The following is a 25,781-nucleotide window of genomic DNA, read 5'->3' on the forward strand; positions in this document are numbered from 1 at the left end:
TGGGGCAGGAGCTATTGCCCCACCGCCACCTTCAGAACGTTGACCGGCGTAGTGATGATGATTTCGGCGGCGGACGTCACAGTCTGGCCAATTCCCTGCGCCAGGCTGCCCACCCGCGAGGTGATATCGCCGGCGCCGGTAAGGGCGCGGTCGTCGGCATTGAGCCTCTGTCCCAACATCTCGATCAGTGCCGGGTTTTCCGCAAATTTCGAATGGTTGAGGCTGTCCTTCACCTCCACACCGGAAAGGTCGGCCACCACAATGCCAAGGCTGGCGATGTCAGCGCCATCGGTATAGTCGCCAAGCCGCGGCTGGCGCCCGGCAATCAGGCCCGAAATGTTGAGCGCCCTATCATTCGCTGAGACCAGCACATAGAACGGCTTTTCCGGCCTGCCGTAGCGTTTCATTTGCGATTTGAAAACGTCGAGATCGATATCGGGTGAAGCCAGCACGACGTCACCCATCTTGCCGTCGAGACTGCGGTTGTCGGTCATGGCTAGCTGGCGCAGCGCTTCCATGGTCACCCAGCTTCCCATGGAATGGGCAACGATATCGACGCGTTTGGCGCCGGATTGGCTGACCAGCCGCAATGTCTTTTCCAACGCGTCGCGCGCCGCGCTGGCGCTGTTATTATCATATACATAATCGACGGTGCGCCCGCCCGACGCCCAGGTGAACAGCACCGGCGTACCCTTGTAACCGGAATCCTGCACGATTTGCGTCAGCCGGTAGACGGCATCATCAAAATTGGTGTTGTAGCCGTGGATGAAAACGAGAGCCCGCCCGCCATTGGCCGCAATGTCCGTGCGCAGGGCCCGCGAGAAGGCTGCATCGTCGGCGTAGCCGGAGATCGAGGTCGCGGTGAAAGATTTGGCCGGATCGGCCACACCCCGCTTCGGGCGCTCCACCTGCCCGGTCTGATGGATGGCCGGCACGGTGATCGCCACGTTGGCATGGGAAATTTCGCTGGCACGCTCGCCCGAAAACACCCGCCCATCTTTGGTCGCTTGCCGCGTCGTCGCAATAAAAATACTGTGTGTGCCAGCGATTGCGGAAGCTTGAACCGGCACCTGGCGCGTCGCGATCAGGTCGTGTGTCTGCCCGCCTGCGCAGCCGGCCAGGGCAGCAACAACAGCCAGAACGAGGATGCGGAATATCCCGCGCGATGCCAAATCAGTCATGCTTCACTTTTCAGACCCGCCCGTCCGCTATCCGCTTGATACAGGCAACGGGGAGGGTGGTCCACCCGCCTTGGCAAGCGCGCGCGCAATAGCCTTTTCATGAGGGCGGTGGCGAGTTATGCAAGCTCTATGACATCCTCCATCTACATCCTGCTTTTCCGCGGCGTCGGTGGAGCGACACAGTTACCCGTCAAACCGCTGAGTGCATCCCTGGAAGCTGCCGGCTTTGATGCGGTGCGCACCTACATCAACAGCGGCAACGCAATTCTCAGGACCGGCAAGTCGCGCGACGCCATGCTGAAAGAAGTCACTAAAATCTGTGCGCGCGACTTCGCCTTCACCAAGGCAATCCATGCTGTGACGCTTGTCGAGTGGCGTAATCTGATCCGCGACAATCCCTTCTCCGATGCCGTGGACGTTCCAAAGAATTTGAGCGCAGCGCTCCTGGCTGAAACGCCGCAAGCTGCGAACGTCGAAAAGATTACCGCTGCGGCAGTGCAAGGCGAACGATTTGAGATCGTCGGCAGGGTCGCCTACCTGCATACTCCCTATGGTTTTGGCACATCCAAAATGGCGATAAAGTTCGACAAGGCCATTGGGGTTGAAAATACCACGCGCAACTGGAACACCGTGCTGCGTCTTCTGGAACTCGCGGAGGCGGCGGAGGGGTAGGGTGTACCAGTTCTGCTGCAGTGCACAAACAAAAGATTTGCGTTTTAGGCAAAACTGCCCCATATGCGGCGGCATAGGCGCTTGGGCCGGGTATTGACCGGCCTTCTCACAAGTTGGGACTGGTTGCGTCTGGTTCACCGGCATGAAGCTGGTGGATACGACAGCGCAGCCGCGCGGGCCAAGAATGGTCTGCCGCCTTGTCGTTTCATGTAATTCGAACGTTGGCAGGTTGCGCCCTGCCGCGAAAATGCGTGCGGTCCCATAATGAGGGCTGCCGTTTGAAAGAAGAAGAAGTTGGAAATTGAAAACACCACGGAGCTCTCGGGCTTCGCCAAACTCGGCATTACCGGTCCGCTGCTGAAAGCAACGATTGCTGCAGGCTTTGCTGAACCGAAACCCATCCAGGAACAGGCTATTCCCGCGCAGTTGGAAGGCCGTGACATTCTGGGCGTCGCACAGACAGGTTCCGGCAAGACGGCGGCCTTCAGCCTGCCGATTCTGTCAAAGATTATTGGCCTCGGCACCAAGCGTCTGCCGAAATCGGCACGGGCGCTCATCCTCGCACCAACCCGCGAGCTCGCGGTCCAGATCGAGGATACGATCCGCGTTCTGGCCAAAGGCCTGCATGTCTCGACCGCGCTCGTCCTCGGCGGTGTCTCGCGCTTCAGCCAGGTCAAGCGCCTGCAGCAGGGTGTTGACATTCTGGTTGCAACGCCTGGCCGCCTGACGGATCTGGTGCGCGAAGGTGATGTAAGCCTTGCCGAAACACGATGGCTGGTCCTCGATGAGGCTGACCGGATGCTCGACATGGGCTTCATCAATGACGTGCGCCGCATCTCCAAGGCAACACACCGCGACCGCCAAACGGCCCTGTTCTCGGCCACCATGCCGCCGGAAATCGAACAGTTGGCTCAAAGCCTTCTGAAGAACCCGGCACGTGTGGAAGTCGCCAAGGCCGGCACTACGGCTGCGGAAATCACTCAGAGCATCGTCATTGCCCGCACCAAGCAGAAGCGGCAGATCCTGTCGAAAATGCTGGCCGATGAGGCTATGAAGCAGGTGCTGGTTTTTGCTCGTACGAAGCATGGTGCAGACCGCGTTGTGCGCGATCTCGAGCGAGATGGCTTCAAGGCTGCCGTCATTCACGGCAACAAGTCGCAGAACGCTCGCCAGAAGGCGCTCAACGACTTCCGCGAAAGCTCGGTGCGCATTCTGGTGGCAACTGATATTGCCGCCCGCGGCATCGACGTTCCGGGCATCAGCCACGTCGTGAACTTCGATCTGCCCGATGAGGCGGAGAGCTATGTTCACCGTGTCGGTCGTACCGGTCGTAACGGCGCAACCGGCATTGCCATCACGCTGTGTGATCCAACCGAATATTCGAAACTGCGTCAGGTTGAACGCATTATTCGGATGAAGCTCCCGGTTCTGGCAGATCATTTGAATGAGCCTGACCCGGTTCGTGACCCAGCCGAACGTGCCGCAATGGCGCGTGAGGCAGCCGCTGATCGAGACCCTCGCCGTCAGAACGCACGCAAGCCCGGTCAAGGAAAGCCAGGCGGCGCCAAGAAGGCAGAGTCAGGCAAGCCATTCCGGGGTGCCAAGCGCCGTACGTTCGGCAGCCGCAAGCCCGCAGCCCGCGCAGCCTAGCTGAACGGACGAATAGTTAGTCAAGCCGGGACAGCAATGTCCCGGCTTTTTCATATCAAGCGGACCATTTGGGCGGGGCGTGGATTCGCATCAGCGATGCAGATTTGCCAAAACCTGCTATGCCAGCGCAATTTCGTGCCTTGAAAGCGCGGTCTGTGGTTTTTAGGGTCGCGGCCTGTCCAGGGAAGGAAATCTCATGCTCCGTTCGGTGATTGACGCCATCGGCAACACGCCGCTGATCCGGCTCAAGCGCGCCTCCGATGAAACCGGCTGCGAAATTCTCGGCAAAGCGGAATTTATGAACCCCGGCCAATCGGTCAAGGACCGCGCCGGCCTCTTCATTATTCGCGATGCGGAGAAGAGGGGTCTCTTGCAGCCGGGCGGCGTAATTGTAGAAGGCACGGCAGGCAATACCGGTATCGGCCTCACTCTGGTAGCGAAGGCACTGGGCTATCGTACAGTCATTGTCATCCCCGATACCCAAAGCCAAGAAAAGAAGGATGCGCTGCGTGTCATGGGCGCAGAGCTCATTGAAGTGCCAGCTTTGCCCTACAAGAACCCGAACAATTATGTGAAGCTTTCAGGGCGTCTTGCGCAGCAGCTTGCCAAATCCGAGCAGAACGGTGCGGTCTGGGCCAACCAGTTTGACAACACCGCCAATCGCGAAGGCCACAGGCTCTCAACCGCCGAAGAAATCTGGAGCCAGACTGGCGGAAAGGTCGACGGCTTTGTCTCCGCCGTGGGCTCGGGCGGCACTCTTGCCGGTGTGGCCGAAGGCCTGCGGGCGAAACGCGCCGATGTGAAGATTGCGCTTGCCGATCCCTTGGGGGCCGCACTCCATAGCTTTTACACCAACGGTGAATTGAAATCGGAAGGCTCTTCCATCACAGAGGGCATCGGACAGGGACGCATCACCGCCAATCTGGATGGTTTTACCCCCGACTTCTCTTATCAGGTCCCCGATGATGAGGCGCTGCCCTATGTGTTTGACCTGATCCAGCACGAAGGTCTTTGCCTCGGCGGCTCGTCAGGCATCAACATTGCAGGTGCGGTACGCCTCGCGCGAGATCTTGGTCCCGGCCATACCATCGTAACGATCCTGTGCGATTCCGGCACACGCTACCAGTCAAAGCTGTTCAACCCCACCTTCCTGCGCTCGAAGAACCTTCCGGTGCCGGGCTGGATGGAAACCGCTAGCAAGATTGTCGTCCCATTCGAGGAGAGTGCCTGATGGCAACCGAATCGCTGGTTCGCGACGACGCCTATCTGCGCGAGGCAGATGCGACAGTCATCGGCGTGAATGAGCGGGGCGGTATTATTCTCGACCGAACAATCTTCTACGCCACCTCCGGAGGCCAGCCGGGCGACACGGGGCGTTTTGTGGTCCCCAGCGGTGAGATGCTGGAAATCGCTGCGACGCTAACTGGCGAAACCAAAAGCGACATCATCCATGTTCCAGCACCTGGCCAGCCGCTGCTGGCCATCGGTGACAGCGTAAAGCTCGCCATTGACTGGGACCGGCGCTACCGGTTGATGCGCATGCACTCGGCCTGCCATCTGTTGACGGTGGTCTGCCCGCATCCAATAACCGGTGCATCCGTTGCCGAAGACGACAGCCGCGTCGATTTCGACATGCCCGATGCCCGCGTCACCAAGGAAGATTTGACAGAAGCCATGATGGAGCTTGTTGATGCGGATCATCCGATTTTCACCCGCTGGATCAGCGACGCGGAGCTTTCCGCCAATCCGGCGCTGGTAAAATCCAAGAACGTGCGCCCACCGCTCGGCACTGGAAAAATACGCCTCGTCATGATCGGTGAGGAGGGTGGTATCGACAGCCAGCCATGTGGCGGCACCCACGTCGCCCGGACTGGCGAAATCGGCGAAATCCACATCGGGAAGATCGAAAAGAAGGGTAGGGAAAACCGCCGCTTCCGTCTGCGCTTCGGGGCTATGCCGCGGCAATAAAAACTCCGGACGGATGACCGCTCTCGCGCAACCGGACGCTCACCTCTTGCGTTGTCCGGTCAATATGCGACATCGTCAGACAACCTCACGGAGTGCGTTCATGGCCGCTACCAAAAGCCCTTTCATCGTCGATGCGGAGTGGTTGCAAGACAAGCTCGGTACGCCCGGCATGTCGATTGTCGACGCCTCATGGTATTTGCCGGCCCAGAAACGCGACGCCAAGGCGGAGTACGAGGCTGGCCATATTCCAGGCGCGGTATTCTTCGATCAGGACATGATCGTCGACAGGCAATCCGACCTCCCGCATACGCTGCCTTTCCCTGAAGAGTTTGCACGCATGGTGGGCGCGATGGGCATAGCGACCGACGACACGATTGTCGTCTATGACGGCCCGGGCGTCTTTTCGGCGCCACGCGTCTGGTGGATGTTCCGAGTCATGGGCGCACACAATGTCGTGCTTCTCGATGGCGGCCTTGATCGCTGGAACCGGGAAGGCCGTCCAATGACCTCCGAGGTCACTAAGGTCGCTCCCAATGTGTTCAACGTCGATTTTGACGCCGAAAAGGTGGCATTGTTTGATGATGTCAAAAATGTAGTCGCAGATCAGAGCGCCCAGATCGCCGATGCGCGACCCGCTGGCCGCTTTGCCGGAACCGACCCGGAGCCCCGCGAGGGCGTACGGTCCGGTCATATGCCTGGCGCCGTAAGCATGCCCGCATCCATGCTGTCGGAGGATGGCAGCCTGCTTGCCCCCGAGGAGCTGCGCAGAACGTTGGAGCAAGCCGGTCTCGACCTGTCGAAGCCGGTCGTCACTTCCTGCGGTTCCGGCGTTACAGCAGCTATTATCTCGCTGGCACTCCAATCGGTCGGGCATGACCAGAACCGGCTGTATGACGGGTCGTGGACGGAGTGGGGTGGTCGGGATGACACGCTCGTAGAAACCGGTAAGGCGTAGGGAATGGCGACCGAGAAGAAGCCGGAGGCGATTCCCGTCACCGTCACCTTTCTGGAGATGACAGCTCCGCCATCGCACTATCCGCAACTTCCCTATAATCGGCACATTGCGCTTCTACGCACCAAAAACATGCCGCTGCACTTTTATCGCTATCTCATCGACCGCGTGGGCCGCAAATGGCACTGGGTCAATGTCTTGCGCATGGATGATGATGAGCTTGCGAGAGCCATCCACGCACCAGACCGTGATACCCGCGTGCTCTATCTCGACGGTTCGCCTGCAGGCTTTTTCGACATCAAGGTGATTTCGGCGCGCGAGGCCGAGCTTTCCTATTTCGGCATGATGGACCATGCGCTTGGCCAAGGGCTCGGCAAATGGTTCTTGGGCGCTGCCATCGAAGCGGCCTGGTCGCACAAGCCGGATGTGGTGAGCGTCCAGACATGCACGCTAGACCATCCGGCAGCCTTGCCGCTTTACCAGAGACTCGGGTTTTCTCCCGTAGGCCAGAAGAAAGAGGTGGTGCTACCGATGAGAGTCGAAGAGCGGACGACAGCTGTGATGCGCGGCTGATCAACCAACGGCTCACGTTCATGAAGGCTTCATCATTGATTTGCGATGAAGTGCCATCCCCGCTGCATTGTGGGTTCGAATGGAGAAGAGACGATGCTGAACCGCAGAATATTTGCCACTGGCCTTGCTGCCATGTTTGTGTTGCCCACAGCTGTTTACGCACAGGAAGGTGCGACACCGTCAGCCGCACAGATTGAACGCAGCCTGGACGCTGCCCCCCGCACCAAACTACGGCGCGAGCAGCGTGTAACCGTGCAGGAACTCAAGCGCCGGCCAGAAATGCGCCGCATGGCGCCATCTATCGACATTCAGTCGATCAACTTTGCTTTCGCATCAGACGAAATTCCAGAATCGCAATACGACAAGGTGGACAACATCGCGACAGCGATGGAGCGCATCCTGCGTCGGCGTCCGCGTGAGGTTTTCCTGATTGAAGGTCATACCGATGCTGTCGGCTCCTTTGCGGCCAATCAGGCCCTGTCGGAGCGCCGCGCCCAGTCGCTCCGCCGTGTTCTTGTGCGTGAATTCGATATCCCACGTCGCGCGCTGGAAACCGTAGGGTATGGCGAGGAGTTTCTTCTGGTGCCGACCCAGAACGAAAACTGGCGCAACCGCCGCGTCACCCTGCGCCGCATTACCGACGTCCTGCGCGGCCAGTAAACCGAAAGACCCTTCTCCCTGGCGCATTGCGTTGTCGGCTGGGCCGGTCTAGCGCTTGGCACACAGACATGTGTCGGGGAGATAACAATGACGATCAGGGTAGTGATGGCCGGCGCGACCGGGTGGGTCGGCAAAGCGCTGGTGGCAGCCATTGCGCGCGAGGCGGATCTCGCGCTCGCCGGCGCTGTCTCACGCAGCGCTGCCGGGCAGGACGCCGGAACAGCCAGTGGTGGCGAACCCGTCGGTATAGCGGTCGCGGCAACGCTCGAGGAAGCACTGGCCACGCCATCTGACGTGGTGATCGACTATACAAAGCCGAACATCGTCAAGGCGAACACTTTGGCAGCCATTGCCGCCGGCCGTCATGTTGTCATAGGAACTTCAGGTCTTGGTGCAGATGACTACGCCGAGATCGACGCAGCAGCCCGCGCCGGAGGCGTCGGTGTCATCGCTGCTGGCAATTTTTCCATTACCGCAACATTGTTGAAGCGCTTTGCTTTAATGGCGGCAAAATACGTGCCCGATGTCGAGATCATCGACTATGCCAAGGCCACCAAGCCCGACGCGCCTTCGGGCACAGCGCGTGAACTGGCAGAAGCCATCGCCGAAATGCGCCTGCCATCCACCGCTACGCCGCAAGCCGATGTGCTTGGCATCAAGGAAACACGCGGCGCGGGTGTCGGATCTGGCGGCGGGGTCCAGGTGCACGCGGTGCGGCTGCCATCATTCATCCTGTCTTGCGAAGCGTTGTTCGGTCTGCCCGATGAACGGCTGACCATCCGCCATGATGCTGGATCATCCCCCGCGCCTTATGTGGCTGGCACGCTGTTGGCTGTGCGCAAGGTCGCTACGGTCAAAGGCCTGGTGCGCGGTCTGGATACTCTCATCGACTGAGGGAATACGTAGGCAGTAGGCAGGAATCGGGTGGCAGCTCGCGTCCGGATTTCGTAGCTGGACAAAAGAACCAGCTACGGAGACCACCAACATGCTGATCCGCTTTGTTGCCATGCCGTCCGATCAGGCCGCCGCCTATCGTGCAGGCGCTGACGATGCCAATGGAATGCCGCCCGAGCGGGGCATCTCTGATGGCGACGGCATCCCGTGCCGCCATTGCCTGCAGCATGTCAGGCAGGGCGAGCCCTATCTGACGCTTGCCTATCGGCCGTTCCCAAGACTGCAGCCTTACGCGGAATCAGGGCCGATCTTTCTCCATGCCGAGGAATGCACGCGGGCACCGGAAAGCGACGTGCTGCCAGACATGTATCGCGGTGGCTTCGAGCAAATCGTTCGCGGATATGGCCACAACGACCGCATTGTCTACGGCACCGGCGCAGTCGTCGCTCCTCTTGAGATCTGCACCCATGCGTACAGCCTGTTGGAACGCCCCGATATCGCTTACGTCCACATCCGCTCATCGCGTAACAATTGCTATTCCTGCCGCATCGAACGCGGGTGAGGGATACGCATCGCGTATCCCCCTGACGCTCACGCCGCCAGAACAGCCTTGGGTTCTGCCATCTCGTAGCCTAAGGCTTCGGCGACGGCGCGGTTAGTGATCTTGCCTTTGTGAACATTGAGACCGTTGCGCAGATGCGGATCGTCGATCAGCGCCTTCAGGCCTTTATCGGCCAGTTGCAGTCCATAATGCAGCGTCGCATTGTTCAGCGCATGGGCCGAAGTGACTGGCACTGCGCCTGGCATGTTCGCCACGCAATAATGAATCACACCGTCGACCACATAGATAGGGTCGGCATGCGTGGTGGCATGGGAGGTTTCAAAACAACCACCCTGGTCGATGGCGACGTCGACCAGGACCGCACCCTTCTTCATTCCAGAAAGCATTTCGCGCGTTACCAGCTTGGGCGCAGCAGCACCGGGGATTAGAACCGCGCCGACGATGATATCGGCCGAAAAGCACTCTTCTTCCAGTGCCTCTACTGTCGAATAACGCGTATGGACGCGGCCATTAAAAATGTCGTCGAGCTGCCGCAGACGCGGAATTGAGCGATCCAGTATGGTGACATCGGCACCAAGCCCGACCGCCATTTTAGCAGCATGCAGGCCAACCACGCCGCCACCCAGGATGGCAACTTTGCCAGGTAGAACGCCGGGAACACCGCCCAAAAGAACGCCGCGTCCGCCATTGGCTTTTTGAAGCGCAGTAGCGCCAGCCTGGATCGACAGTCGGCCGGCAACCTCCGACATGGGCGCAAGGAGAGGTAGTCCGCCACGCTCATCGGTCACTGTCTCATAGGCAATGGCTGTCACGCCCGAGGCCACAAGTCCCTTCGTCTGTTCGGGATCGGGCGCAAGATGAAGATATGTGTAGAGAATCTGATCGGCCCGCAACTGTGCCCATTCGGCCGGCTGTGGTTCCTTGACTTTCACCACCATGTCCGACCTGGCAAATACTTCCTCTGCAGTCTTCACAATGGTGGCGCCGGCGGCGCGGTAGGCATTGTCATCGGCGCCAATGCCAGCGCCGGCACCTGTTTCCACCAATACTTCATGGCCGTGGGCCGAGTATTCCCGTACTGCGCCTGGAGTCAGGCCAACACGATATTCATGGTTTTTGATTTCCTTTGGACATCCCACGCGCATGGCATTCTCCTCCGACCTTCGCGGTTCCCTTGGGAGCATTGAAACATGGATGTCGCGGTAGGTGTTTGCGAACAACCTTGTAAAATTAGCCAATTGCGATACTTTTTTGCACGAACGGCGACAAACATCGAAGGAAACCCCGAAAATGTCACTCGACAGGATCGATATCGCCATTCTAGGCACGCTGCAGAAGGATGGGCGCATTTCCAATGCGGCGCTTGCCGAAAAGGTTGGCTTGTCTCAGTCGGCCTGTTCGCGACGGCTCGACAGTCTGGAAAAGACCGGTGTTGTGCGCGGCTACCACGCCCGTCTATCCAATGCGGCACTTGGCCATCAGATGACGGCAATTGTGCACATTTCACTGTCCGGTCAATTCGAGAAAACGCTGTCCGACTTCGAGGCAGCGGTTAAGCGTTGTCCGAATATACTGTCCTGCCACCTGATGTCCGGTGAATACGATTATATTCTGCGGATCGCCGCCCGTGACTTGGCAGACTATGAGCGGATCCATAAAGAATGGCTGTCGGCTATGCCGCATGTTACCAAGATCAACTCCTCCTTTGCACTGCGCGAAGTCATTGACAGGACCGCTATTGGGATGAAACCAGAAATAGCCTGATCTTGTGTTTGATCCAATTTGAGAGAAACGCGAAGCACTTCCTTTTAAGTTTTGAGTCGTATCATGTTATTCCAGAAGCTTGGAGTGATACATGTTCCGACTGGAGCGGTCGTTTTTCAGGTTTGCCCGAGCGCTGTCGGACGCAGTGCTGGGAACCGTGTCGGATATTGTTACTACCGAGGATGACAAGAACACCTTGCGGATCAGCCAGGTGGAGGCATTCAACGCCGTTCGCCTGCCATTGATGGCATCCAATTTGCTTGGGATTTTCGTTGCTTGGGGAAACCTCGGCAACGTCGATGGCGGCGTGCCGCTGGCCGTCTGGTACGCCGGGATGATCGTCCTTGTGGTGGTCGATCTTGGGACCGCTCCGCGCCTATTCGGCTATCGACCGACCGCCGAAGAGGCAGAGCACCACTACTGGCGAAGCGCCTTCGTGCGCTTTGTTTACGGCATCGGCTGGGGCCTGGCCATAGTTCTGTTTTATGCCGAAGCCGGGCCACAGGGAAAACTGGTGCTGACCGTCCTGCTCTCGGTCTTCCTGTGCTCGTCCGTATTCGTGCTGGCCTATCTGCCGACTGCCGTCTACGCCTTTGCAGTTCCCATTTTGGCCCTGTCAGCCGCGACACTGGTTTTGGCAGGAACGCGTGACCACTATTTCGAATTGCTCCTGATGGGCATCTTTTTCGTGGCTTTCCCATTCACCCTGCACCGCTACACGCGCTCCTTCGCTGAGCGGGCCCTTGCCTTGGTCAAGGTCGACGAACAGAACCAGCTCCTGACGTTACTGCTCAACGATTTTGAAGCGCATTCCGGCGACTGGCTGTGGCAGACCGATAACGACATGCGTATCCAGCGTGTATCTGATGCCTTCTACAAGCAGTCAGGCGTGCCGGCTGAAAACATTACCGGCATTACGTTGGACCAATTTATCGGCGCTCATCTCCCGGACGATCCAGACGCCGCCAGCGAAACCGTGCGTTCGCGCCAGCTTGTCAAAGCGCGTGAACCATTTCGTGACCTTCCCATCCAGCTCAAATTCGCTGGCAAAGACCAGTGGTGGTCGGTCACCGGTACCCCGACCTATGATCGCGACGGACAGTTCAAGGGCTATCGCGGCATCGGTCGCGAAATTACCAAGCAGATGCGCCAGCAGATGACGATGACATATCTGGCCCATCACGACACGCTGACAGGGCTTGCCAACCGCGCGAGTTTCAATTCCGAGATAGACCGCATCCGCCGCGCCGCCACGCTGAACGGCTGCCGCTTTGCGCTGGTGATGTTTGATCTTGATGACTTCAAGGCCGTCAACGACACCTCCGGCCATGCTGCCGGCGATGCTGTGTTGCGGGCATTGTGCAAGCGTGTCGAAAAAGCGCTGCCGCCCAGTGCCTTCCTTTCGCGCATTGGAGGTGATGAGTTTGCTGCCGTCATCGAATTGACGTTGGGCGAGGATGCCACTGATGTTCGCGACATTGCATCCCGGGTGGTGGCAGCTGTCAGCCGTCCGCTGCGGCTGCCCGAAGGCCGGTTCAAGGTGAGCGCCAGTGCCGGCATCGCGGTTCTGCCAGACGATGGCAACGACATCCGTGCCGTCATGCAACTGGCAGACATCGCGCTTTACAACGCCAAAGTCGAGGGAAAGGAGCGGGTGAGCGTGGCGAGCGCCGCGGATGCGGCAGCTTACGCCTATCGCAAGCAGCTTGAGGTCGATCTGCGCAAAGCAGTCGACGAGGATGCGCTGACCCTTTTCTTCCAACCGGTTGTTGATGCTTCAACCGGCAAAACCTTGCTGTTTGAAGCGCTCGCCCGCTGGAAACATCCGGAATTCGGGCTTATTCCCCCTGATGAATTCATAGGTATTGCAGAGCAGACTGGAAGCATCCAGGAAATCGGCGCATGGGCGCTGAACGATGCTTGCCGACAGGCCTCTGCGTGGCCGGAGCACGTGCGTGTGGCGGTCAATATCTCGCCCCTCCAGTTCAATCTTGACGAACTGCCGCGTCTGGTCGCCTCAACGCTGCGCCGCAACGGGCTTGAGGCAAGCCGCCTAGAGCTCGAGATTACCGAAAGCGCCTATCTTGGTGGGATTGAGCAGGTGCAGAAGATTGTCGCTGAATTGCAGGCGCTGGGCGTCACGATAGCCATCGACGATTTTGGCACCGGCTATTCCAGCCTCTCGTCGCTCCAGCACATTCCATTTAACAAGCTCAAGATTGACCAGTCACTCATACGCCGGGGTCCAGCTCAAAAACGCACCCTGAGTATTCTGAGGTCGATCGTGGCGATTGGCAAGGCACTCGACCTCCAGGTCACGGCCGAAGGCGTGGAGACCGAAGAGCAGGCGATCTTCCTGCGCCGCCTCGGCTGCAACAGCTTGCAGGGCTATGTGTTCAGCCGGCCGATGCACGGAGCCGACATTGCCGGCTTTCTGATCGCTGAGACATCACGCGGCAACCGAAAGAGCCAGAGCGCATTGCAGCAAGGCAATGGCATCGTCGCCGCTTGAAGGCGCCAAACGGCGTTGAAGTAAAGGATATGCTTTCCGCTTGGCATCCAGCACAGCGGGCCCTCGCAGCCCGTCAGGATCGATGCGAGAGAACCTGTGCCGCGCCACCGATGGCATCGCGGAAAGCGGCATCAAAACTTACGCCTCTCACGGACCAGCGCTCCGAATACGTTTCCGACCACAGCTGCCATGTTCCAACCCAACCCAGATCGTTTTCGCTCCATGCAATCTGCCCGACCAGGACATGCTGTGTCCCGGAAGCCTTCGCTATCTTCTCGAGAGTGGCTTCGTCCATTGGCACAAATGAATCGGCTTCGGCTCCGACAGCCGAAGCGTCAGGGGATACCAACGCAATTGGAACGCCAAAGCGCCGTGATGCGTTCAGAAGCGATTCCCGCTGATCAATGCCCTGTCGGCCGTTTACCGATAGCATATACCTGCGGGTCGGCCATTTCACCTCGATCACGGTTGCTAGGATCGGACGGGGCTCTGGCCATGCCTTCTCGTTCATGTCGGCCAAAATATCATTTATTGCGGAAGGCTCGAATTGCACTGTCAAATCAAATGGCCGATCGCGCGTGCCCTGCTCGTCGTGGATCGGACGGCCGAAAAATCGGTCATGATAGGTATAGGACCAGACGAAACTGGGAACCATGGATGACCAGTGCGCAAACTTGGCGTTACTCGCGATATCCGGTTGCCCGCTTACCTTGGACATCATGGTTTCGAACGCGCTTCGCAAGCCAGGGATCCGAGTTTCCTCCCGCTCTCCGGTTACAATGACCGTCGCGCGATAAAGCTCTTCCTGCCCATCTGCCACCGCAGCTCCCGGCGCACTGATGCATACGCAAGCCAGTGTGAGTAGGTACAACATCCGGTTTGATTTCATGGCTCAGCAACACCCCCTACGCCTTGTAGACCACCTGCCGCACATCAATATATTCGGCTCGAAAGCCTGCCTCGCAATAGTGGAGATAAAACTCCCAGAGCTTCTTGAACCGGTCATCGAACCCAAGTGGGACGATCTTGTCCCATGAGGCCCAGAAACGGATGCGCCATTCGGCCAAGGTGCGCGCGTAGTCCTGCGGAAAAGCATGCTCGCGCAGGAATGAAAGTCCTTGCGCCGCACCCAGGGCTTTCAGAATAGCGGGCGTCGGCAGCATGCCGCCAGGAAACACATAGCGCTGGATGAAGTCCGGCCGCTTGCGGTAGGTCTCATAGGCCTTTTCATTGATAGTGATAATCTGCAGCCCGGCCATGCCGCCTTCTTTCAGGCATTGTTTGACCTTGCCAAAAAACACCGGCCAATATTTTTCGCCCACCGCCTCAAACATCTCGATCGAGGCGATCTTGTCGTAGCGCCCGGTCTCGTCACGATAATCCTGCAACTTGATCTCGACCTTGTTCGACAGCCCTGCCTTTTCAAGGCGCTCGCGCGCAAAATCATATTGCTCCCGGCTGATCGTGAGGCCCGTAACGCGACAACCGATAGTACCCGCCGCATATTCAGCAAACCCGCCCCAGCCACAGCCAATCTCCAGCACATGGTCGGAGCGTTTTAGTTTCAATGCCTTGGCCAGCGCCGCATATTTGGCTGTCTGCGCACTCTCAAGATCGTTGGCCCCGGTTGAAAAAAGCGCAGACGAATAGGTCATCGTCTGATCCAGCCAATGCTTGTAGAACTGGTTGCCAAGGTCGTAATGGGCCGAGATATTGCGCTTTGATCCGCTTTTCGTGTTCTGGTTAAGCCAGTGGCGGATCCGCTGTACAGTCATCATCAGCCAGTTTCCGCCCGCCGCCTTTTCGCCGGTTTCGTTGTTGATCACGAACAGCTCCAGAAACGTCGTCACGTCCGGGCTTTCCCAATCGCCATCCATATAGGATTCCGCGACCCCGATTGTGCCACCAGAAAAGGCGCGTCCCGGCAGGTTCCAATTTTTCAAAACAACTTCTGCGGCCGGTCCGGGTGCATTCCCGCCAAGGATTACAGCGCGCCCGTCAGGAAGGCGCACGGTGAGCGAGCCTCGCGCGAGCTTCAATCCCGCCTTCAGGACCAGACGCGCCTTTCCCGGTAGGCCACGGGTAATTTCAACGAGATTATCGGCGGTCAGCCGTACAGCTTCAGGCAACACTTTACCGGATATCACGTCATCGTTCATTGCCAGCAACCTCGGATATTTCGGGCACGGCGGCAGTCTCGGCGACATATCGCAGGTCCCTACGCATCTGGATTCCAACCGGAATCGCAACACGAATTTTCTGTAACGTAAAGGAAAAGTTCAAGACTGCCGGTTCAACCTGCTGCCACAGACATTTCATTGGCGTTCAGCGTTTGATATAGGACGCCAGCCGAGAACGAACAGGGTGGATAGCGAGTGGCAGAATGCCCGAGCCGAATCGCCAACGGAGTATCCAATTGCGCTACGTGATCCTGATCTGCCTTTGTGTCGGTTTCCTGCTGTGGGACGGAGTCTACAACAATGGGCGCTATCTCAATGCTGGCGTGAAGCAGTTGGTCCATGTGACCCGTTTGCTGAACTGACGCTGACTCCATGATACGCCACATCGTTTTCTTCAGTGCCCGCGACGCAAGTGATCGCGAAGCGATCAAGTCTGGCCTGCAAATTCTGGCTAAAATTCCACATTCCAGCCATTTTGAGGTTTCCTTCAACCAGAATATCGATCCGCTTTGCGATGCTATTGATGTCGTGGTCTACGCGGAATTCGAAGATCAGGAAGCGCTGCTCGCTTACAAGGCCGATCCGCTTTACGCTGAGGCCACGCGAGAGGTGAAGCCGCTGCGCGACCTTCGCTATTCGGCCGACTTCATCGCTGCCTGACTGCTGTCGCACTGACGCGACGAAAAACGCTTCGCTGGCGTTTTAAGCTGATGCGAAAAACGATTGCGGCCCTGCTCAAGGGCATGAACATTGGCGACGCCAAGGATCAAAGCGAAATCCAGCGCGGAGAGACTGTTCGGTCGTCGGATCGAACGGAACCAATCCTGCCTTCCACCGTTCCGCTTCCAGCACCTCTCAACGGAAGGAATCAGCAATGGCGTCGTCCCTCTCGAGCCTTTTCGGCACCAGCGACCGCGATGTCGGCCGCCAGATCGCGTCCCTCACCAAGCAAATCTACGCCCTGCAGAAATCGGCGTCTAACCGCGGGTCTGCACTAGGCGAGGAAGGCTGGGATGTTGGAGCAAATCTGTACGGAGAATTGCTTGACCGGTTTTCCGAAGCGCTCCCGCAATTGCGCAAGAAAGCCCGCTCAGTCGAGGCCTCGGCGCGCGACAATCCGGGTGTTACGGCCGCCGTTGTCGGAGTCGTTGTTGTCGGTCTGGCTGTCGCGCTGTTCAGTCGACGCTAGTGTGGTGCCACAGCCTCTGCTGATTTCAACAGCGCCTGGATAGCATCATAGGCTGCAGTGAAACCAAAAAGTGACACAGGCAATGTGGCCACTTTTCCGTTGGACAGAATGAACGAAACATTCAGAGCCCTGCCCATACGCATTTGGGTAACGAAGTCAGCTCCAATGGGAGCAGTGGTATAAAGGCCGTTCGCGTCGCTCCGCTGCAGCGGGACCTTAAACAGCTTGCCGCCATCTACCTGCAGTCCGATCTGCGAGGAGGGAACAACGCCATGTGCAAAGCTGAGCCTAACCAGAGCATTGTCATTGCCCAGCGCCGCACGCGGAACAACCTCAACCTTAAGGATCTCCTCCGAGGAATCTGGCAGTGAAAGTGACTGCGCCATGACGCAGGCAATGCGCGCACCAACGTCTACCGGGCGGCAACTCACCGCCCACACTAACGGCGGTTTCAGGGGTGCTGGCTCAGTAGCCGCCGAAGGGTTTGCATCCTGCGCGACGGACAGGCCGGCCGCCCATAGCGACACCGAGGAGGCCAGGGCAACACGAATGAATTTCATTACCAGCTGAATTGCGCTCCAATGCGACCGCCGACGGTTCCGGTACCCGTGCCAACGCCGATGGCACCGTTCAACACGGCCATATCATTCAGGCGGAAACCGGCATTAACACCAAAAGCGCTGGCACCGTTGAAGTTGCCGTAATTGATTGCGACAGACCCGTTCTGCTCGGCGAGCAACGGCGCCCCACCACCGAGGGCAAGAGCAATCGCTACGCCGTCTTTGTTGATGGTCACGCGTTCATCGATCTGCCCGACCCGATTGTCCAGATCGCCCATCCGGGCATCCAGCCCGTCGACGCGGGTGCCAAGCGTTCCAACCTGGTTGTCCAGAGTGCTTAACCGTGTCTCATGAACGCCAAGTAGCGAAGTGTTGGAACTGATGCGGACTTCCTGTCCGGCAATCGCTGTCGTATTCGCGACGACTTGTGCCGGCACTACGGACCCGCCGGGAATGATATTTGTACAGGTAGTGTCGCTGACTGCACAGACCCGTAAAAGCGTCTGGTTGGCAGTACGGTCCACGATGGAGAAAAAGTTCATCCCGCCGTCCGCCGAGTCGTTGATCTCAATCGCCCAGTCATTTGTAGGAAAGCTCGATGCCACGCTGGTATCTTCGAAAAATATACGCAAGTTATTTTCTTTTAGCTTAATAGTATCGAAGCCGAAAGTTTCACCGTCTGTGCAGTCAAATCCGACGCAAGCACTTCCGACAACAATCAAATCATCAAATATCACTTGATCCGACATAGCGGCCGGCACAGCAGAGAAGAGCCCTGCGCAAACGGCGACACAACTTATGATGGATTTCTCCATGACTGCCCCCTTGGTCTTTTCTTGCTTATTTCCCTAGGGGTAGGATCGCGGTGAAAAGAAGTCAATCCAGACCGGTCCATCTGGCTGTAAGGTTGTGAACGCAGGAGGAGTGGCACCCCGAAACCTCGAAGCTGAACGCGTGCATCAGATCGTGATTGCATGGGTGCCAAAGCGCGTTCAACTGGTTGCTGGAGGCCTCGCCCGGAATCGAACCGGGGTGCAAGGATTTGCAGTCCTCTGCGTAACCACTCCGCCACGAGGCCTCACCGCGGCTTCCATAGGGTGCCGTGAATTGGGCGTCAAGCGCAGCCGGCAGGGCAGGGCCCATTCTGCCGCTAAGATTTCCCAGCCCGTTTTTTTCGCTGCCGCTTTTCCCACCAGACGACCGTGCGTCGCCGCAATCGACGCACCAGGTGAAATTCATAGGACAGAACCAGCAATCCGAGCGGCGTCATCCAGAAACCCAGTACAGGCAGGAAACCGAACAGGCCCAAGACAGTCAGCGCCACCCCGATCAGAACGCGCAGCGCCCGTGATTGCGGCAACCGCACAGAACGCCCGAAGATCCGGATCGAGCGGTGTTGCGGCGTTTTGTCAGGTTGAGACACGGTCATTGCCTAGGAGTTCCGTAGGGTCATCAAGGCCGCGAAGCCCGTTCGAATCCGACATATGAACGCTCACCCTGCCAAAAGCGAGGCAGCCTCACTCGCCTCTCGAAAAAAAGTGTCATTTGGTTCTTTGCAAATCGGAATCGGGTTTGCTATAGGCAGCCACGTTCTTCGGAACCTATTCCCCGATAGCTCAGTTGGTAGAGCATTCGACTGTTAATCGAATTGTCGCAGGTTCGAGCCCTGCTCGGGGAGCCAAGCTTTTACAAATGGCTCTTTCGCCATTAGGTACGATGGTTGGCGCGATAGCGTCGCAACACTGAAGTTTAGTCACAAACTGTTGCCCTGTGGTCACGCGAAGGGCAAGCGACGGTCCGTTTGGCAGGAGCCGGGGCAGTCCTTGATTGACTGTTAAAGTCATTTTTGCCAAACCCGCCATACGGTTGGGCTACTCCGCAACAGCGAGGGCCCGTGCAACGCTGTACCTCTTTGGCGGTGCGCACCGGCAGATGTGGCAGGCGCGCCCGAGGGGCGCAGCAAACAGCGGACCTTTGGGCATGAACGCCAGTTTTTCCGAGATGCGGGTAAAGATGGTCGATGGCCAATTGCGCACGACCGATGTGACTGACGCCGCGATTCTGGACGTCATGGGTAATGTCCCGCGCGAATCCTTTGTACCTCAAAACCTGCGTGACCTTGCATATATTGATGAGGATCTTCAGGTCGCGCCGGGCCGTTTCATCATGGAGGCGTCGCCCTTCGCCAAGCTCCTTCAGCTGGCTGATATCAGCTCAAGGGACCATGTTCTCGATGTTGGGTCCGCGACGGGCTACTCGGCAGCGGTACTGGCAGGCCTTGCCGCGTCCGTCACCGCGCTCGAAAGCGATTCTGCCCTTGCCGACAAGGCACGCGAGAACCTTTCGTCGCTCTCCAACGTCACGATTGTCACCGGCTCACTCGCCAAAGGCGCGTCAGCGCAGGCACCCTTTGATGTTATTGTCATCAATGGCGCAGTAGATGTCGTGCCACAGCCCATGTTTGACCAATTGGCCGAACGAGGGCGGTTGGTTGTTGTTGTGGGCCATGGAAACGCTGCTGTGGCGCGGCTTTATTTGAAAGATGACGCAGTTGTAACTGGTCGCGCCGCTTTCAATGCGGCAGTTAAGGCATTGCCGGGATTCGAAAAAATTGCGGAATTCGAATTTTAGTTCCTTGTACAACGAAGTTTGAACAACCATTTTCGACGCGGAATTGAATGATCGTTCCTGAAGCAGTTCGGCGTGCCGGAGTTTCGGGTAGGGGGGCATGAGAGGCCGAAATGCTGTTCATCAGGCATTGGTTGCTCCCGTGGAAACGAATGAGAGGGAATATCGTGTCGCAACTTCGTTCCGGTCTGTTTGCCGCATTTTTGGCATCGGCCACCATATTCGTGCCGTCGGGCGCATTTGCTGAGACCATCAGCGGGGCCTTGGCCAAGGCGTATCAGCTTAATTCGCAGCTCAATTCAGCGCGTGCCGGTGTGCGGGTTACCGATGAAGGTGTCGCGATTGCCAAGTCGGGTTACCGTCCTACGATCAATGGATCAGCAGCGATCGATCTTTCCACCACCCGCTCGCGCACCGATATCGGGAACCGCACCACAGACCTAGCGACTGGCTCGTTTGGCGTCGAAATTCGGCAAACTCTCTTTGACGGGTTCCAGACCAGAAACAACGTCGCCGCTGCTAAGGCCCGCGTTCAGGCTTCCAATCAGGGTCTGCGCAACACCGAGCAAAATATCCTTTTCAATGCCGCCAGCGCGTACATGGACGTCATCCGTGATCGCCAGATAGCGGTTCTGCGCGAGCGGAACCTGAAATTCCTCGGCGAACAGGTTCGTTCAGCTCGGTCGCGTTTTGATGTTGGCGAAGGCACCCGCACGGACGTGGCTCAGGCCGATGCCAGCCGATCGGCAGCCGTTGCGCAGCTTTCCGCAGCCCGTGCGGCAGCAGGCTCCAGCGAGGCGATTTACCGCCAGATCATCGGAGAGAAGCCAACAAATTTGAAAGCGGGCGCGCCACTTTCCAAGCTTCTGCCCCGCTCTCTCGACCAAGCCGTGGGAATGGCCACTGAGCAACATCCAGCAATTCTCGCCACCGCGCATTTGGTCGATGCAGCAGCGTTTTCAGTCAAGTCGGCCGAAGGAGCATTGCTGCCCCAGGTATCTGCGTCAGCCGGCGTCTCTGAAAGCTTCCGAAATGCCTCGCCGGACCCAAGTGGCCAGAATGGTGATTCGACGTCTGCCGGTGTAGGCTTGCAGTTGACCGTCCCGATCTATCAGGGCGGTCGAGCTTCTGCGCAGGTACGCCAGTCGAAAGAATCACTCGGCCAGGCCCGTATCGAGGTCGATGTCAGCCGCGACCAGGTTCGCGCTGCGGTTACCTCTGCCTGGACGCAATACGTCGCCTCAAAGGAAGCTGTCGCTGCCAACCGACAGTTGGTTTCTGCCGCGCAGCTGGCGCTTAACGGTGTCATCGAGGAACGCAATGTCGGCCAGCGCACTACGCTCGACGTTCTGAACGCCCAGGCCGATGTGATCAGCGCGCAGATAAACGTCGCCAGCGCCGAGCGGGATGTGATCGTGGCAAGCTACGCGATCCTGTCTGCAACCGGCCGGCTTTCATCGCGCCAGCTTGGCCTTCAGGTGGCTGAATACCGGCCTGAAGAACATTATGAAGCCGTCAAGGATAAGTGGTACGGCCTGCGCACACCGGATGGCCGCTAGGCTATCGGGCGGCATCTAATCTGTGTGAAAACGCGGGCGAGCCGCCAGCGGGGATTCTCTTGCTGCTTCAGGTCGTCTACGCTTGTGGTTGATTCGGAACCTGATTTCGTCGAATTCAGGAACGGCTAACAGGTCACCAAGGCGGCAAAAAGTGGCGATGGCACAGGCGAGCAACGCGCAGCGCGAACCCTCCATGGAGGAGATTCTGGCGTCCATACGGCGCATTATTGAAGACAGCGATACAACCCAACGCAAGCAGGAAGACATGCCACCGGTGGCTGCCAATGCAAGCATGGAGCCACCGCGCCCATCGACATCAGCGGTCGATGTTGATGCGTTTCGTGCTGAACTGCGCCGGGCGCCAGACGTGCATCCTCAATCCGTACAAGACAGCATTCCCGAGATTGATCCCGGATACAAACCGTCGACGCTGGCTGATGTGCAGGCGTTCATCAGCGGCGGTGTGCACCATGAGCCGCAGGACGAAGCGCTGATTCCATCACAATCGGATGAGGGTGCAACATCCCACTCCTTCGAAAATGAAGGCGATTTGAGCATCGAGGAAGAGTTGCGTTCAGGCCTAGATTTTACACACCTCGACGCGCCGCAACGAACCGATGACGAAGCCGTTGCTCTTGATGATGACAACGGTGAGGAAGAGTGGCAACCTGCTGCGTCCCCGAAATCCGAAATCATCTCCGAGCAGACCAGCCGTCAGGTTGCAGCCTCGTTTGGCGAACTGTCTGAAGCCTTCGCCGCAACGCGCAAGAAGAGCTTCGACGAGATGGCAGAGTCCATGCTTCGGCCGATGCTACAGGACTGGTTCGATAACAATTTGCCGTTGATGGTAGAGCGCCTTGTGCGCGAAGAAATCGAACGCGTAGCCCGCGGCTCGCGCTGATCGCTGAGCGAAACTGCAAACACGCCGCCTCCGGGCGGCGTTTTGCGTTTGAGCAGCGTGGTTGACTTGGCTGTGCCCATCCGGTTTACACCGGACTTCCATTTATGAGGCCTCGGCGGCCGGTCCGGAACTGATCCCATGCTTGAAAAAACCTATGATTCCAAACTGGTCGAGCCGGCCATCGCCAAGCGCTGGGAAGATGCGAATGCATTCCGTGCGGGCGCGGGCGCAGAAGAGGGGGCAGAGCCCTTCACCATCGTCATCCCGCCGCCCAATGTCACCGGCTCGCTGCATATGGGCCACGCCCTGAACAGTACGCTTCAGGACATTATGATCCGCTTTGAGCGCATGCGCGGCAAAAACGTGCTGTGGCAACCGGGCATGGACCACGCCGGCATCGCTACCCAGATGGTGGTTGAACGGCAACTGGCGCAACAGAAGATCTTTCGCCGCGATATGACGCGCGAGGATTTCATCTCCCGTGTCTGGGACTGGAAAGAAGAATCCGGTGGCATCATCTTCAACCAGATGAAGCGGCTCGGCGCCTCCTGCGACTGGTCGCGCGAACGTTTCACTATGGATGAGGGCCTATCCAAGGCAGTTCTTGAAGTGTTTGTAACGCTTTACAAGCAGGGGCTAATCTATCGCGGAAAGCGCCTGGTCAATTGGGATCCGAAATTCGAAACAGCCATCTCCGATCTTGAGGTCGAGAATGTCGAAGTGTCCGGCCATATGTGGCACTTCAAATATCCGCTCGCTGGCGGTGCCACCTATGAATATGTCGAGAAGGACGCTGATGGAAACGTCACGCTAAGCGAGACGCGCGATTACATTTCCATCGCCACCACACGTCCCGAAACCATGCTCGGCGATGGCGCAGTTGCAGTCCATCCTTCTGATGAGCGCTATGCGCCGCTGGTTGGTAAATTGTGCGAAATCCCGGTCGGTCCAAAAGAGCACCGCCGCCTGATCCCCATCATCACGGATGAATATCCGGATAAGGATTTCGGCTCCGGCGCGGTCAAGATTACCGGAGCGCATGATTTCAACGATTATGGCGTTGCCGAGCGCAACGACATTCCCATGTACCGCCTGATGGACATGAAGGGTGCCATGCGTGCCGATGGCGACGCCTACGCCGATGAAGCTGCCAAGGCGGCCGAACTGCTGGCCAAGGGCGGCACGCCTGACAAGAACACGGTTGATGATATCAACTTGGTTCCCGAACAATATCGCGGGCTGGACCGGTTCGAAGCGCGCAAGCGCATCGTCGAAGACATTGAGGCCGATGGCCTGATGATCATGGTTGAAGACAAGAAGGTCATGCAGCCCTTTGGCGATCGCTCGCATGTCGTCATCGAGCCGATGCTTACCGATCAGTGGTTTGCCGATGCCGAAACCTTGGCCAAGCCAGCCATCGCATCGGTGCGCGAGGGCCGCACGAAGTTTGTCCCCAAGAATTGGGAAAAGACTTATTTTGACTGGATGGAAAACATCCAGCCTTGGTGCATCTCGCGCCAGCTTTGGTGGGGTCACCAGATCCCGGCCTGGTATGGCCCGGACGGCCAGGTTTTCGTGGAAAAGAGCGAGGAAGCCGCCCTTGAGGCCGCCATCCAGCACTACATTGCCCATGAAGGTCCGTGGAAGGCTTGGGTCGAGGAAAAGCTTGAGAATTTCAAGCCCGGCGAAATCCTCACCCGTGATGAGGATGTGCTTGATACGTGGTTCTCATCGGCGTTGTGGCCGTTCTCGACGCTGGGCTGGCCAGACAAGACACCTGAACTGAACACCTATTACCAAACGGATGTTCTGGTCACCGGCTTCGACATCATCTTCTTCTGGGTTGCCCGGATGATGATGATGGGTCTTCACTTCATGGAAGAGGAGCCATTCCACACGGTCTATGTGCACGCTCTGGTGCGTGACAAGACCGGCGCCAAAATGTCGAAGTCCAAGGGCAATGTCATTGATCCTCTGGAATTGGCCGACGAATATGGCGCAGACGCCGTGCGTTTCACGCTGGCCATAATGGCCGCGCAGGGCAGGGACGTGAAGCTGGACCCAGCTCGTATCGCCGGTTACCGGAATTTCGGAACCAAGCTGTGGAATGCCACGCGCTTTGCCGGGATGAACGGCGTTGCCCGCAATGACGCGTTCGAATTAAATAGCGCAAAGCTGACTATCAACCGCTGGATCATGACAGAACTTGCGCGCGCCACGCGTGAGGTCACCGATTACATCACCGGGTACCGGTTCAATGATGCGGCAGCCTCAGCCTATCGCTTTGTCTGGAATAATTTCTGTGACTGGTATCTTGAACTGCTCAAGCCGGTCTTCATGGGCGATGACGAGGCAGCCAAGGTCGAAAGCCAGGCTGTCGCCGCTTTTGTTCTGGATGAGATCTACAAGCTGCTTCACCCATTCATGCCATTCATGACAGAAGAATTATGGGCGCATACGGCAGGTGAGGGCAATGAGCGTCAAAGCTTGCTCTGCCATGCTGCATGGCCAAAGCCTATCTTCGATGATGCGGATGCAGCAGGCGAGATCAATTGGCTGATCGACCTCGTATCGGGCATTCGTTCTGTGCGCGCCGAGATGAATGTACCGCCTGCCGCCATCGCGCCCTTGGTCATGGTTGGCGCAAGCCCGCTTACCCGCGAGCGGTTGCTGCGCCATGACAGCGCCATCAAGCGCCTGTCTCGAATTGGCGACATTTCCCTGGATGATGTTGCGCCCAAGGGGGCCGCACAGCTCGTCATTGAAGAGGCGACAGCCTGCCTGCCTCTGGGCAGTCTGATTGATCTCGATGCAGAGGCAAAACGTCTGCAAAAGGAAATCGACAAACTGGGCGAAGAAATATCGCGTATCGAAAAGAAACTATCGAACGAGAAGTTCGTGGCCAACGCCAAGGAAGAGGTGGTCGAGGCTGAGCGCTTGAAGGGCACAGAGTTCCGTGAGCAGCAGCAGAAATTGCAGGTGGCTTTCGACCGGCTGGGAAGTACCGACTAGCGCGGGATGGGCACCGACTCTGCCTGCTGTCTGACGCGGAACGCAGGCAGACTTTCAAACCGAAATCTGCATGCCGTTACGTCAATTAGGGTAGTGCGGACGAATTTAAGCCCCATTGTTGCCATAATGTAACATTGGCCCGATATCAGGCGAAAAGCGCGACATTTCAGCTCTCTGGCGGTCATTCGCATCGGTATTTTCTGCCTCAATTCGCAAAATTGCCGCTTTTTGCCGAACATTCGGCTCCCCTGCCAGCGGTTGGTTCCGATCCAACCCGCGTTCCTTTCAAACTGGGACAAATTTGGAGTTGCTTACCCTCCCGGAATTGGTTCTAGCTTACGTATACGGAACTGGGGAGGACCCT

At 57.8% G+C, this 25,781-nt stretch carries 25 protein-coding genes and 2 tRNA genes; 19 read left to right on the top strand and 8 right to left on the bottom strand.

The window, feature by feature from the left end; all coding sequences use genetic code 11:
- Positions 1 to 11 precede the first annotated feature (11 nt).
- Positions 12 to 1,181 (bottom strand): alpha/beta hydrolase, encoded by a 1,170-nt coding sequence (locus GA830_RS12785; protein ID WP_195162221.1) that lies wholly within the window; start codon positions 1,179 to 1,181, stop codon positions 12 to 14.
- A gap of 129 nt (positions 1,182 to 1,310) precedes the next feature.
- Here GA830_RS12785 and GA830_RS12790 point away from each other — a divergent pair, with 129 nt between their 5' ends.
- From GA830_RS12790 to GA830_RS12830, 9 genes are all read left to right on the top strand, one after another.
- Positions 1,311 to 1,853, top strand: coding sequence for a DUF1697 domain-containing protein (locus tag GA830_RS12790; protein WP_195162222.1), 543 nt, complete (start codon positions 1,311 to 1,313; stop codon positions 1,851 to 1,853).
- 294 nt (positions 1,854 to 2,147) lie between these two features.
- Positions 2,148 to 3,503 carry a DEAD/DEAH box helicase gene (locus GA830_RS12795; RefSeq protein ID WP_195162223.1) on the top strand — a complete coding sequence of 452 codons (1,356 nt, stop codon included), beginning with the start codon at positions 2,148 to 2,150 and terminating at the stop codon, positions 3,501 to 3,503.
- 196 nt (positions 3,504 to 3,699) lie between these two features.
- Positions 3,700 to 4,734 (top strand): cysteine synthase A, encoded by a 1,035-nt coding sequence (locus tag GA830_RS12800; protein ID WP_195162224.1) that lies wholly within the window; start codon positions 3,700 to 3,702, stop codon positions 4,732 to 4,734.
- Positions 4,734 to 5,471: an alanyl-tRNA editing protein gene (locus tag GA830_RS12805; protein WP_195162225.1), complete on the top strand. Its 738-nt coding sequence runs from the start codon at positions 4,734 to 4,736 to the stop codon at positions 5,469 to 5,471. The genes GA830_RS12800 and GA830_RS12805 overlap by 1 nt, the downstream gene beginning before the upstream one ends.
- Before the next feature lie 100 nt (positions 5,472 to 5,571).
- Positions 5,572 to 6,426: a 3-mercaptopyruvate sulfurtransferase gene (gene sseA / locus GA830_RS12810; RefSeq protein WP_195162226.1), complete on the top strand. Its 855-nt coding sequence runs from the start codon at positions 5,572 to 5,574 to the stop codon at positions 6,424 to 6,426.
- 3 nt (positions 6,427 to 6,429) lie between these two features.
- Complete coding sequence (locus tag GA830_RS12815; protein ID WP_195162227.1) at positions 6,430 to 6,996, top strand: GNAT family N-acetyltransferase; 567 nt, start codon at positions 6,430 to 6,432, stop codon at positions 6,994 to 6,996.
- Between the two features lie 93 nt (positions 6,997 to 7,089).
- Positions 7,090 to 7,656 (top strand): OmpA family protein, encoded by a 567-nt coding sequence (locus GA830_RS12820; RefSeq protein WP_195162228.1) that lies wholly within the window; start codon positions 7,090 to 7,092, stop codon positions 7,654 to 7,656.
- A gap of 87 nt (positions 7,657 to 7,743) precedes the next feature.
- Positions 7,744 to 8,550 carry a 4-hydroxy-tetrahydrodipicolinate reductase gene (dapB, locus tag GA830_RS12825; RefSeq protein ID WP_195162229.1) on the top strand — a complete coding sequence of 269 codons (807 nt, stop codon included), beginning with the start codon at positions 7,744 to 7,746 and terminating at the stop codon, positions 8,548 to 8,550.
- A gap of 91 nt (positions 8,551 to 8,641) precedes the next feature.
- The gene (locus tag GA830_RS12830) at positions 8,642 to 9,112 is read left to right on the top strand and encodes a DUF1203 domain-containing protein (RefSeq protein WP_195162230.1); all 471 of its coding nucleotides are present in this window, start codon (positions 8,642 to 8,644) and stop codon (positions 9,110 to 9,112) included.
- A 29-nt stretch (positions 9,113 to 9,141) separates the two neighbouring features.
- Here GA830_RS12830 and ald read toward each other — a convergent pair whose 3' ends face one another.
- A complete protein-coding gene (gene ald / locus GA830_RS12835; RefSeq protein ID WP_195162231.1) occupies positions 9,142 to 10,257 on the bottom strand; it encodes an alanine dehydrogenase in 1,116 nt (371 codons plus the stop codon).
- Positions 10,258 to 10,402: 145 nt separating this feature from the next.
- Here ald and GA830_RS12840 point away from each other — a divergent pair, with 145 nt between their 5' ends.
- Together GA830_RS12840 and GA830_RS12845 are read left to right on the top strand one after the other, a co-directional pair.
- Positions 10,403 to 10,876 carry an Lrp/AsnC family transcriptional regulator gene (locus tag GA830_RS12840; RefSeq protein WP_195162232.1) on the top strand — a complete coding sequence of 158 codons (474 nt, stop codon included), beginning with the start codon at positions 10,403 to 10,405 and terminating at the stop codon, positions 10,874 to 10,876.
- Positions 10,877 to 10,967: 91 nt separating this feature from the next.
- Positions 10,968 to 13,388 (top strand): putative bifunctional diguanylate cyclase/phosphodiesterase, encoded by a 2,421-nt coding sequence (locus tag GA830_RS12845; RefSeq protein WP_195162233.1) that lies wholly within the window; start codon positions 10,968 to 10,970, stop codon positions 13,386 to 13,388.
- Positions 13,389 to 13,461: 73 nt separating this feature from the next.
- Here the strand turns inward: GA830_RS12845 and GA830_RS12850 are convergent, their stop codons facing one another.
- Positions 13,462 to 14,208 carry a DUF2066 domain-containing protein gene (locus GA830_RS12850; RefSeq protein WP_195162234.1) on the bottom strand — a complete coding sequence of 249 codons (747 nt, stop codon included), beginning with the start codon at positions 14,206 to 14,208 and terminating at the stop codon, positions 13,462 to 13,464.
- An 85-nt stretch (positions 14,209 to 14,293) separates the two neighbouring features.
- Positions 14,294 to 15,547: an SAM-dependent methyltransferase gene (locus GA830_RS12855; protein ID WP_195162235.1), complete on the bottom strand. Its 1,254-nt coding sequence runs from the start codon at positions 15,545 to 15,547 to the stop codon at positions 14,294 to 14,296.
- Between the two features lie 257 nt (positions 15,548 to 15,804).
- Here GA830_RS12855 and GA830_RS20005 point away from each other — a divergent pair, with 257 nt between their 5' ends.
- The 3 genes from GA830_RS20005 (at position 15,805) to GA830_RS12865 (ending at position 16,757) form a co-directional block, all read left to right on the top strand.
- Positions 15,805 to 15,930 carry a hypothetical protein gene (locus GA830_RS20005; protein ID WP_258045428.1) on the top strand — a complete coding sequence of 42 codons (126 nt, stop codon included), beginning with the start codon at positions 15,805 to 15,807 and terminating at the stop codon, positions 15,928 to 15,930.
- Positions 15,931 to 15,940: 10 nt separating this feature from the next.
- Entirely contained in the window at positions 15,941 to 16,228 is a 288-nt protein-coding gene (locus GA830_RS12860; protein WP_195162236.1) for a Dabb family protein, read from the top strand.
- A gap of 214 nt (positions 16,229 to 16,442) precedes the next feature.
- Positions 16,443 to 16,757: a hypothetical protein gene (locus GA830_RS12865; RefSeq protein WP_195162237.1), complete on the top strand. Its 315-nt coding sequence runs from the start codon at positions 16,443 to 16,445 to the stop codon at positions 16,755 to 16,757.
- Here GA830_RS12865 and GA830_RS12870 read toward each other — a convergent pair.
- From GA830_RS12870 to GA830_RS12885, 4 genes are all read right to left on the bottom strand, one after another.
- On the bottom strand, positions 16,754 to 17,317 hold the full coding sequence (locus tag GA830_RS12870; RefSeq protein WP_195162238.1) for an invasion associated locus B family protein: 564 nt from the start codon (positions 17,315 to 17,317) through the stop codon (positions 16,754 to 16,756). The two genes, GA830_RS12865 and GA830_RS12870, sit on opposite strands and share 4 nt — an antisense overlap.
- The gene (locus GA830_RS12875; RefSeq protein ID WP_195162239.1) at positions 17,317 to 18,132 is read right to left on the bottom strand and encodes a YadA-like family protein; all 816 of its coding nucleotides are present in this window, start codon (positions 18,130 to 18,132) and stop codon (positions 17,317 to 17,319) included. Before GA830_RS12875 ends, GA830_RS12870 begins: the two co-directional genes overlap by 1 nt.
- 189 nt (positions 18,133 to 18,321) lie before the next feature.
- Positions 18,322 to 18,395 (bottom strand) — tRNA-Cys (locus GA830_RS12880).
- 72 nt (positions 18,396 to 18,467) lie between these two features.
- A complete protein-coding gene (locus GA830_RS12885) occupies positions 18,468 to 18,746 on the bottom strand; it encodes a hypothetical protein (RefSeq protein ID WP_195162240.1) in 279 nt (92 codons plus the stop codon).
- Positions 18,747 to 18,922: 176 nt separating this feature from the next.
- On the opposite strand from GA830_RS12885, the gene GA830_RS12890 reads away from it, so the two are divergent.
- The 5 genes from GA830_RS12890 to GA830_RS12910 all read left to right on the top strand — a co-directional run bounded on the left by GA830_RS12890 (position 18,923) and on the right by GA830_RS12910 (position 25,417).
- Positions 18,923 to 18,998: transfer RNA gene (locus GA830_RS12890), tRNA-Asn, on the top strand.
- Between the two features lie 299 nt (positions 18,999 to 19,297).
- A complete protein-coding gene (locus GA830_RS12895) occupies positions 19,298 to 19,948 on the top strand; it encodes a protein-L-isoaspartate O-methyltransferase family protein (protein ID WP_195162241.1) in 651 nt (216 codons plus the stop codon).
- Between the two features lie 149 nt (positions 19,949 to 20,097).
- Positions 20,098 to 21,504, top strand: coding sequence for a TolC family outer membrane protein (locus tag GA830_RS12900; RefSeq protein ID WP_195162242.1), 1,407 nt, complete (start codon positions 20,098 to 20,100; stop codon positions 21,502 to 21,504).
- Positions 21,505 to 21,661: 157 nt separating this feature from the next.
- Complete coding sequence (locus GA830_RS12905) at positions 21,662 to 22,405, top strand: PopZ family protein (RefSeq protein ID WP_195162243.1); 744 nt, start codon at positions 21,662 to 21,664, stop codon at positions 22,403 to 22,405.
- 138 nt (positions 22,406 to 22,543) lie between these two features.
- Positions 22,544 to 25,417, top strand: a complete 2,874-nt coding sequence (locus tag GA830_RS12910; protein WP_195162244.1) for a valine--tRNA ligase — start codon at positions 22,544 to 22,546, stop codon at positions 25,415 to 25,417.
- The last annotated feature ends 364 nt before the right edge of the window (positions 25,418 to 25,781 follow it).

This window comes from Mesorhizobium sp. NBSH29 (genome assembly GCF_015500055.1).
Lineage (GTDB): Bacteria > Pseudomonadota > Alphaproteobacteria > Rhizobiales > Rhizobiaceae > Neomesorhizobium.

Coding starts and splice junctions, on each gene's coding strand:
- GA830_RS12785 (WP_195162221.1), bottom strand. CDS start 1,181: ATGACTGATTTGGCATCGCGCGGGATATTCCGCATCCTCGTTCTGGCT.
- GA830_RS12790 (WP_195162222.1), top strand. CDS start 1,311: ATGACATCCTCCATCTACATCCTGCTTTTCCGCGGCGTCGGTGGAGCG.
- GA830_RS12800 (WP_195162224.1), top strand. CDS start 3,700: ATGCTCCGTTCGGTGATTGACGCCATCGGCAACACGCCGCTGATCCGG.
- GA830_RS12805 (WP_195162225.1), top strand. CDS start 4,734: ATGGCAACCGAATCGCTGGTTCGCGACGACGCCTATCTGCGCGAGGCA.
- sseA (WP_195162226.1), top strand. CDS start 5,572: ATGGCCGCTACCAAAAGCCCTTTCATCGTCGATGCGGAGTGGTTGCAA.
- GA830_RS12815 (WP_195162227.1), top strand. CDS start 6,430: ATGGCGACCGAGAAGAAGCCGGAGGCGATTCCCGTCACCGTCACCTTT.
- GA830_RS12820 (WP_195162228.1), top strand. CDS start 7,090: ATGCTGAACCGCAGAATATTTGCCACTGGCCTTGCTGCCATGTTTGTG.
- dapB (WP_195162229.1), top strand. CDS start 7,744: ATGACGATCAGGGTAGTGATGGCCGGCGCGACCGGGTGGGTCGGCAAA.
- GA830_RS12830 (WP_195162230.1), top strand. CDS start 8,642: ATGCTGATCCGCTTTGTTGCCATGCCGTCCGATCAGGCCGCCGCCTAT.
- ald (WP_195162231.1), bottom strand. CDS start 10,257: ATGCGCGTGGGATGTCCAAAGGAAATCAAAAACCATGAATATCGTGTT.
- GA830_RS12840 (WP_195162232.1), top strand. CDS start 10,403: ATGTCACTCGACAGGATCGATATCGCCATTCTAGGCACGCTGCAGAAG.
- GA830_RS12845 (WP_195162233.1), top strand. CDS start 10,968: ATGTTCCGACTGGAGCGGTCGTTTTTCAGGTTTGCCCGAGCGCTGTCG.
- GA830_RS12855 (WP_195162235.1), bottom strand. CDS start 15,547: ATGAACGATGACGTGATATCCGGTAAAGTGTTGCCTGAAGCTGTACGG.
- GA830_RS12860 (WP_195162236.1), top strand. CDS start 15,941: ATGATACGCCACATCGTTTTCTTCAGTGCCCGCGACGCAAGTGATCGC.
- GA830_RS12865 (WP_195162237.1), top strand. CDS start 16,443: ATGGCGTCGTCCCTCTCGAGCCTTTTCGGCACCAGCGACCGCGATGTC.
- GA830_RS12870 (WP_195162238.1), bottom strand. CDS start 17,317: ATGAAATTCATTCGTGTTGCCCTGGCCTCCTCGGTGTCGCTATGGGCG.
- GA830_RS12875 (WP_195162239.1), bottom strand. CDS start 18,132: ATGGAGAAATCCATCATAAGTTGTGTCGCCGTTTGCGCAGGGCTCTTC.
- GA830_RS12885 (WP_195162240.1), bottom strand. CDS start 18,746: ATGACCGTGTCTCAACCTGACAAAACGCCGCAACACCGCTCGATCCGG.
- GA830_RS12895 (WP_195162241.1), top strand. CDS start 19,298: ATGAACGCCAGTTTTTCCGAGATGCGGGTAAAGATGGTCGATGGCCAA.
- GA830_RS12900 (WP_195162242.1), top strand. CDS start 20,098: ATGAGAGGGAATATCGTGTCGCAACTTCGTTCCGGTCTGTTTGCCGCA.
- GA830_RS12905 (WP_195162243.1), top strand. CDS start 21,662: ATGGCACAGGCGAGCAACGCGCAGCGCGAACCCTCCATGGAGGAGATT.
- GA830_RS12910 (WP_195162244.1), top strand. CDS start 22,544: ATGCTTGAAAAAACCTATGATTCCAAACTGGTCGAGCCGGCCATCGCC.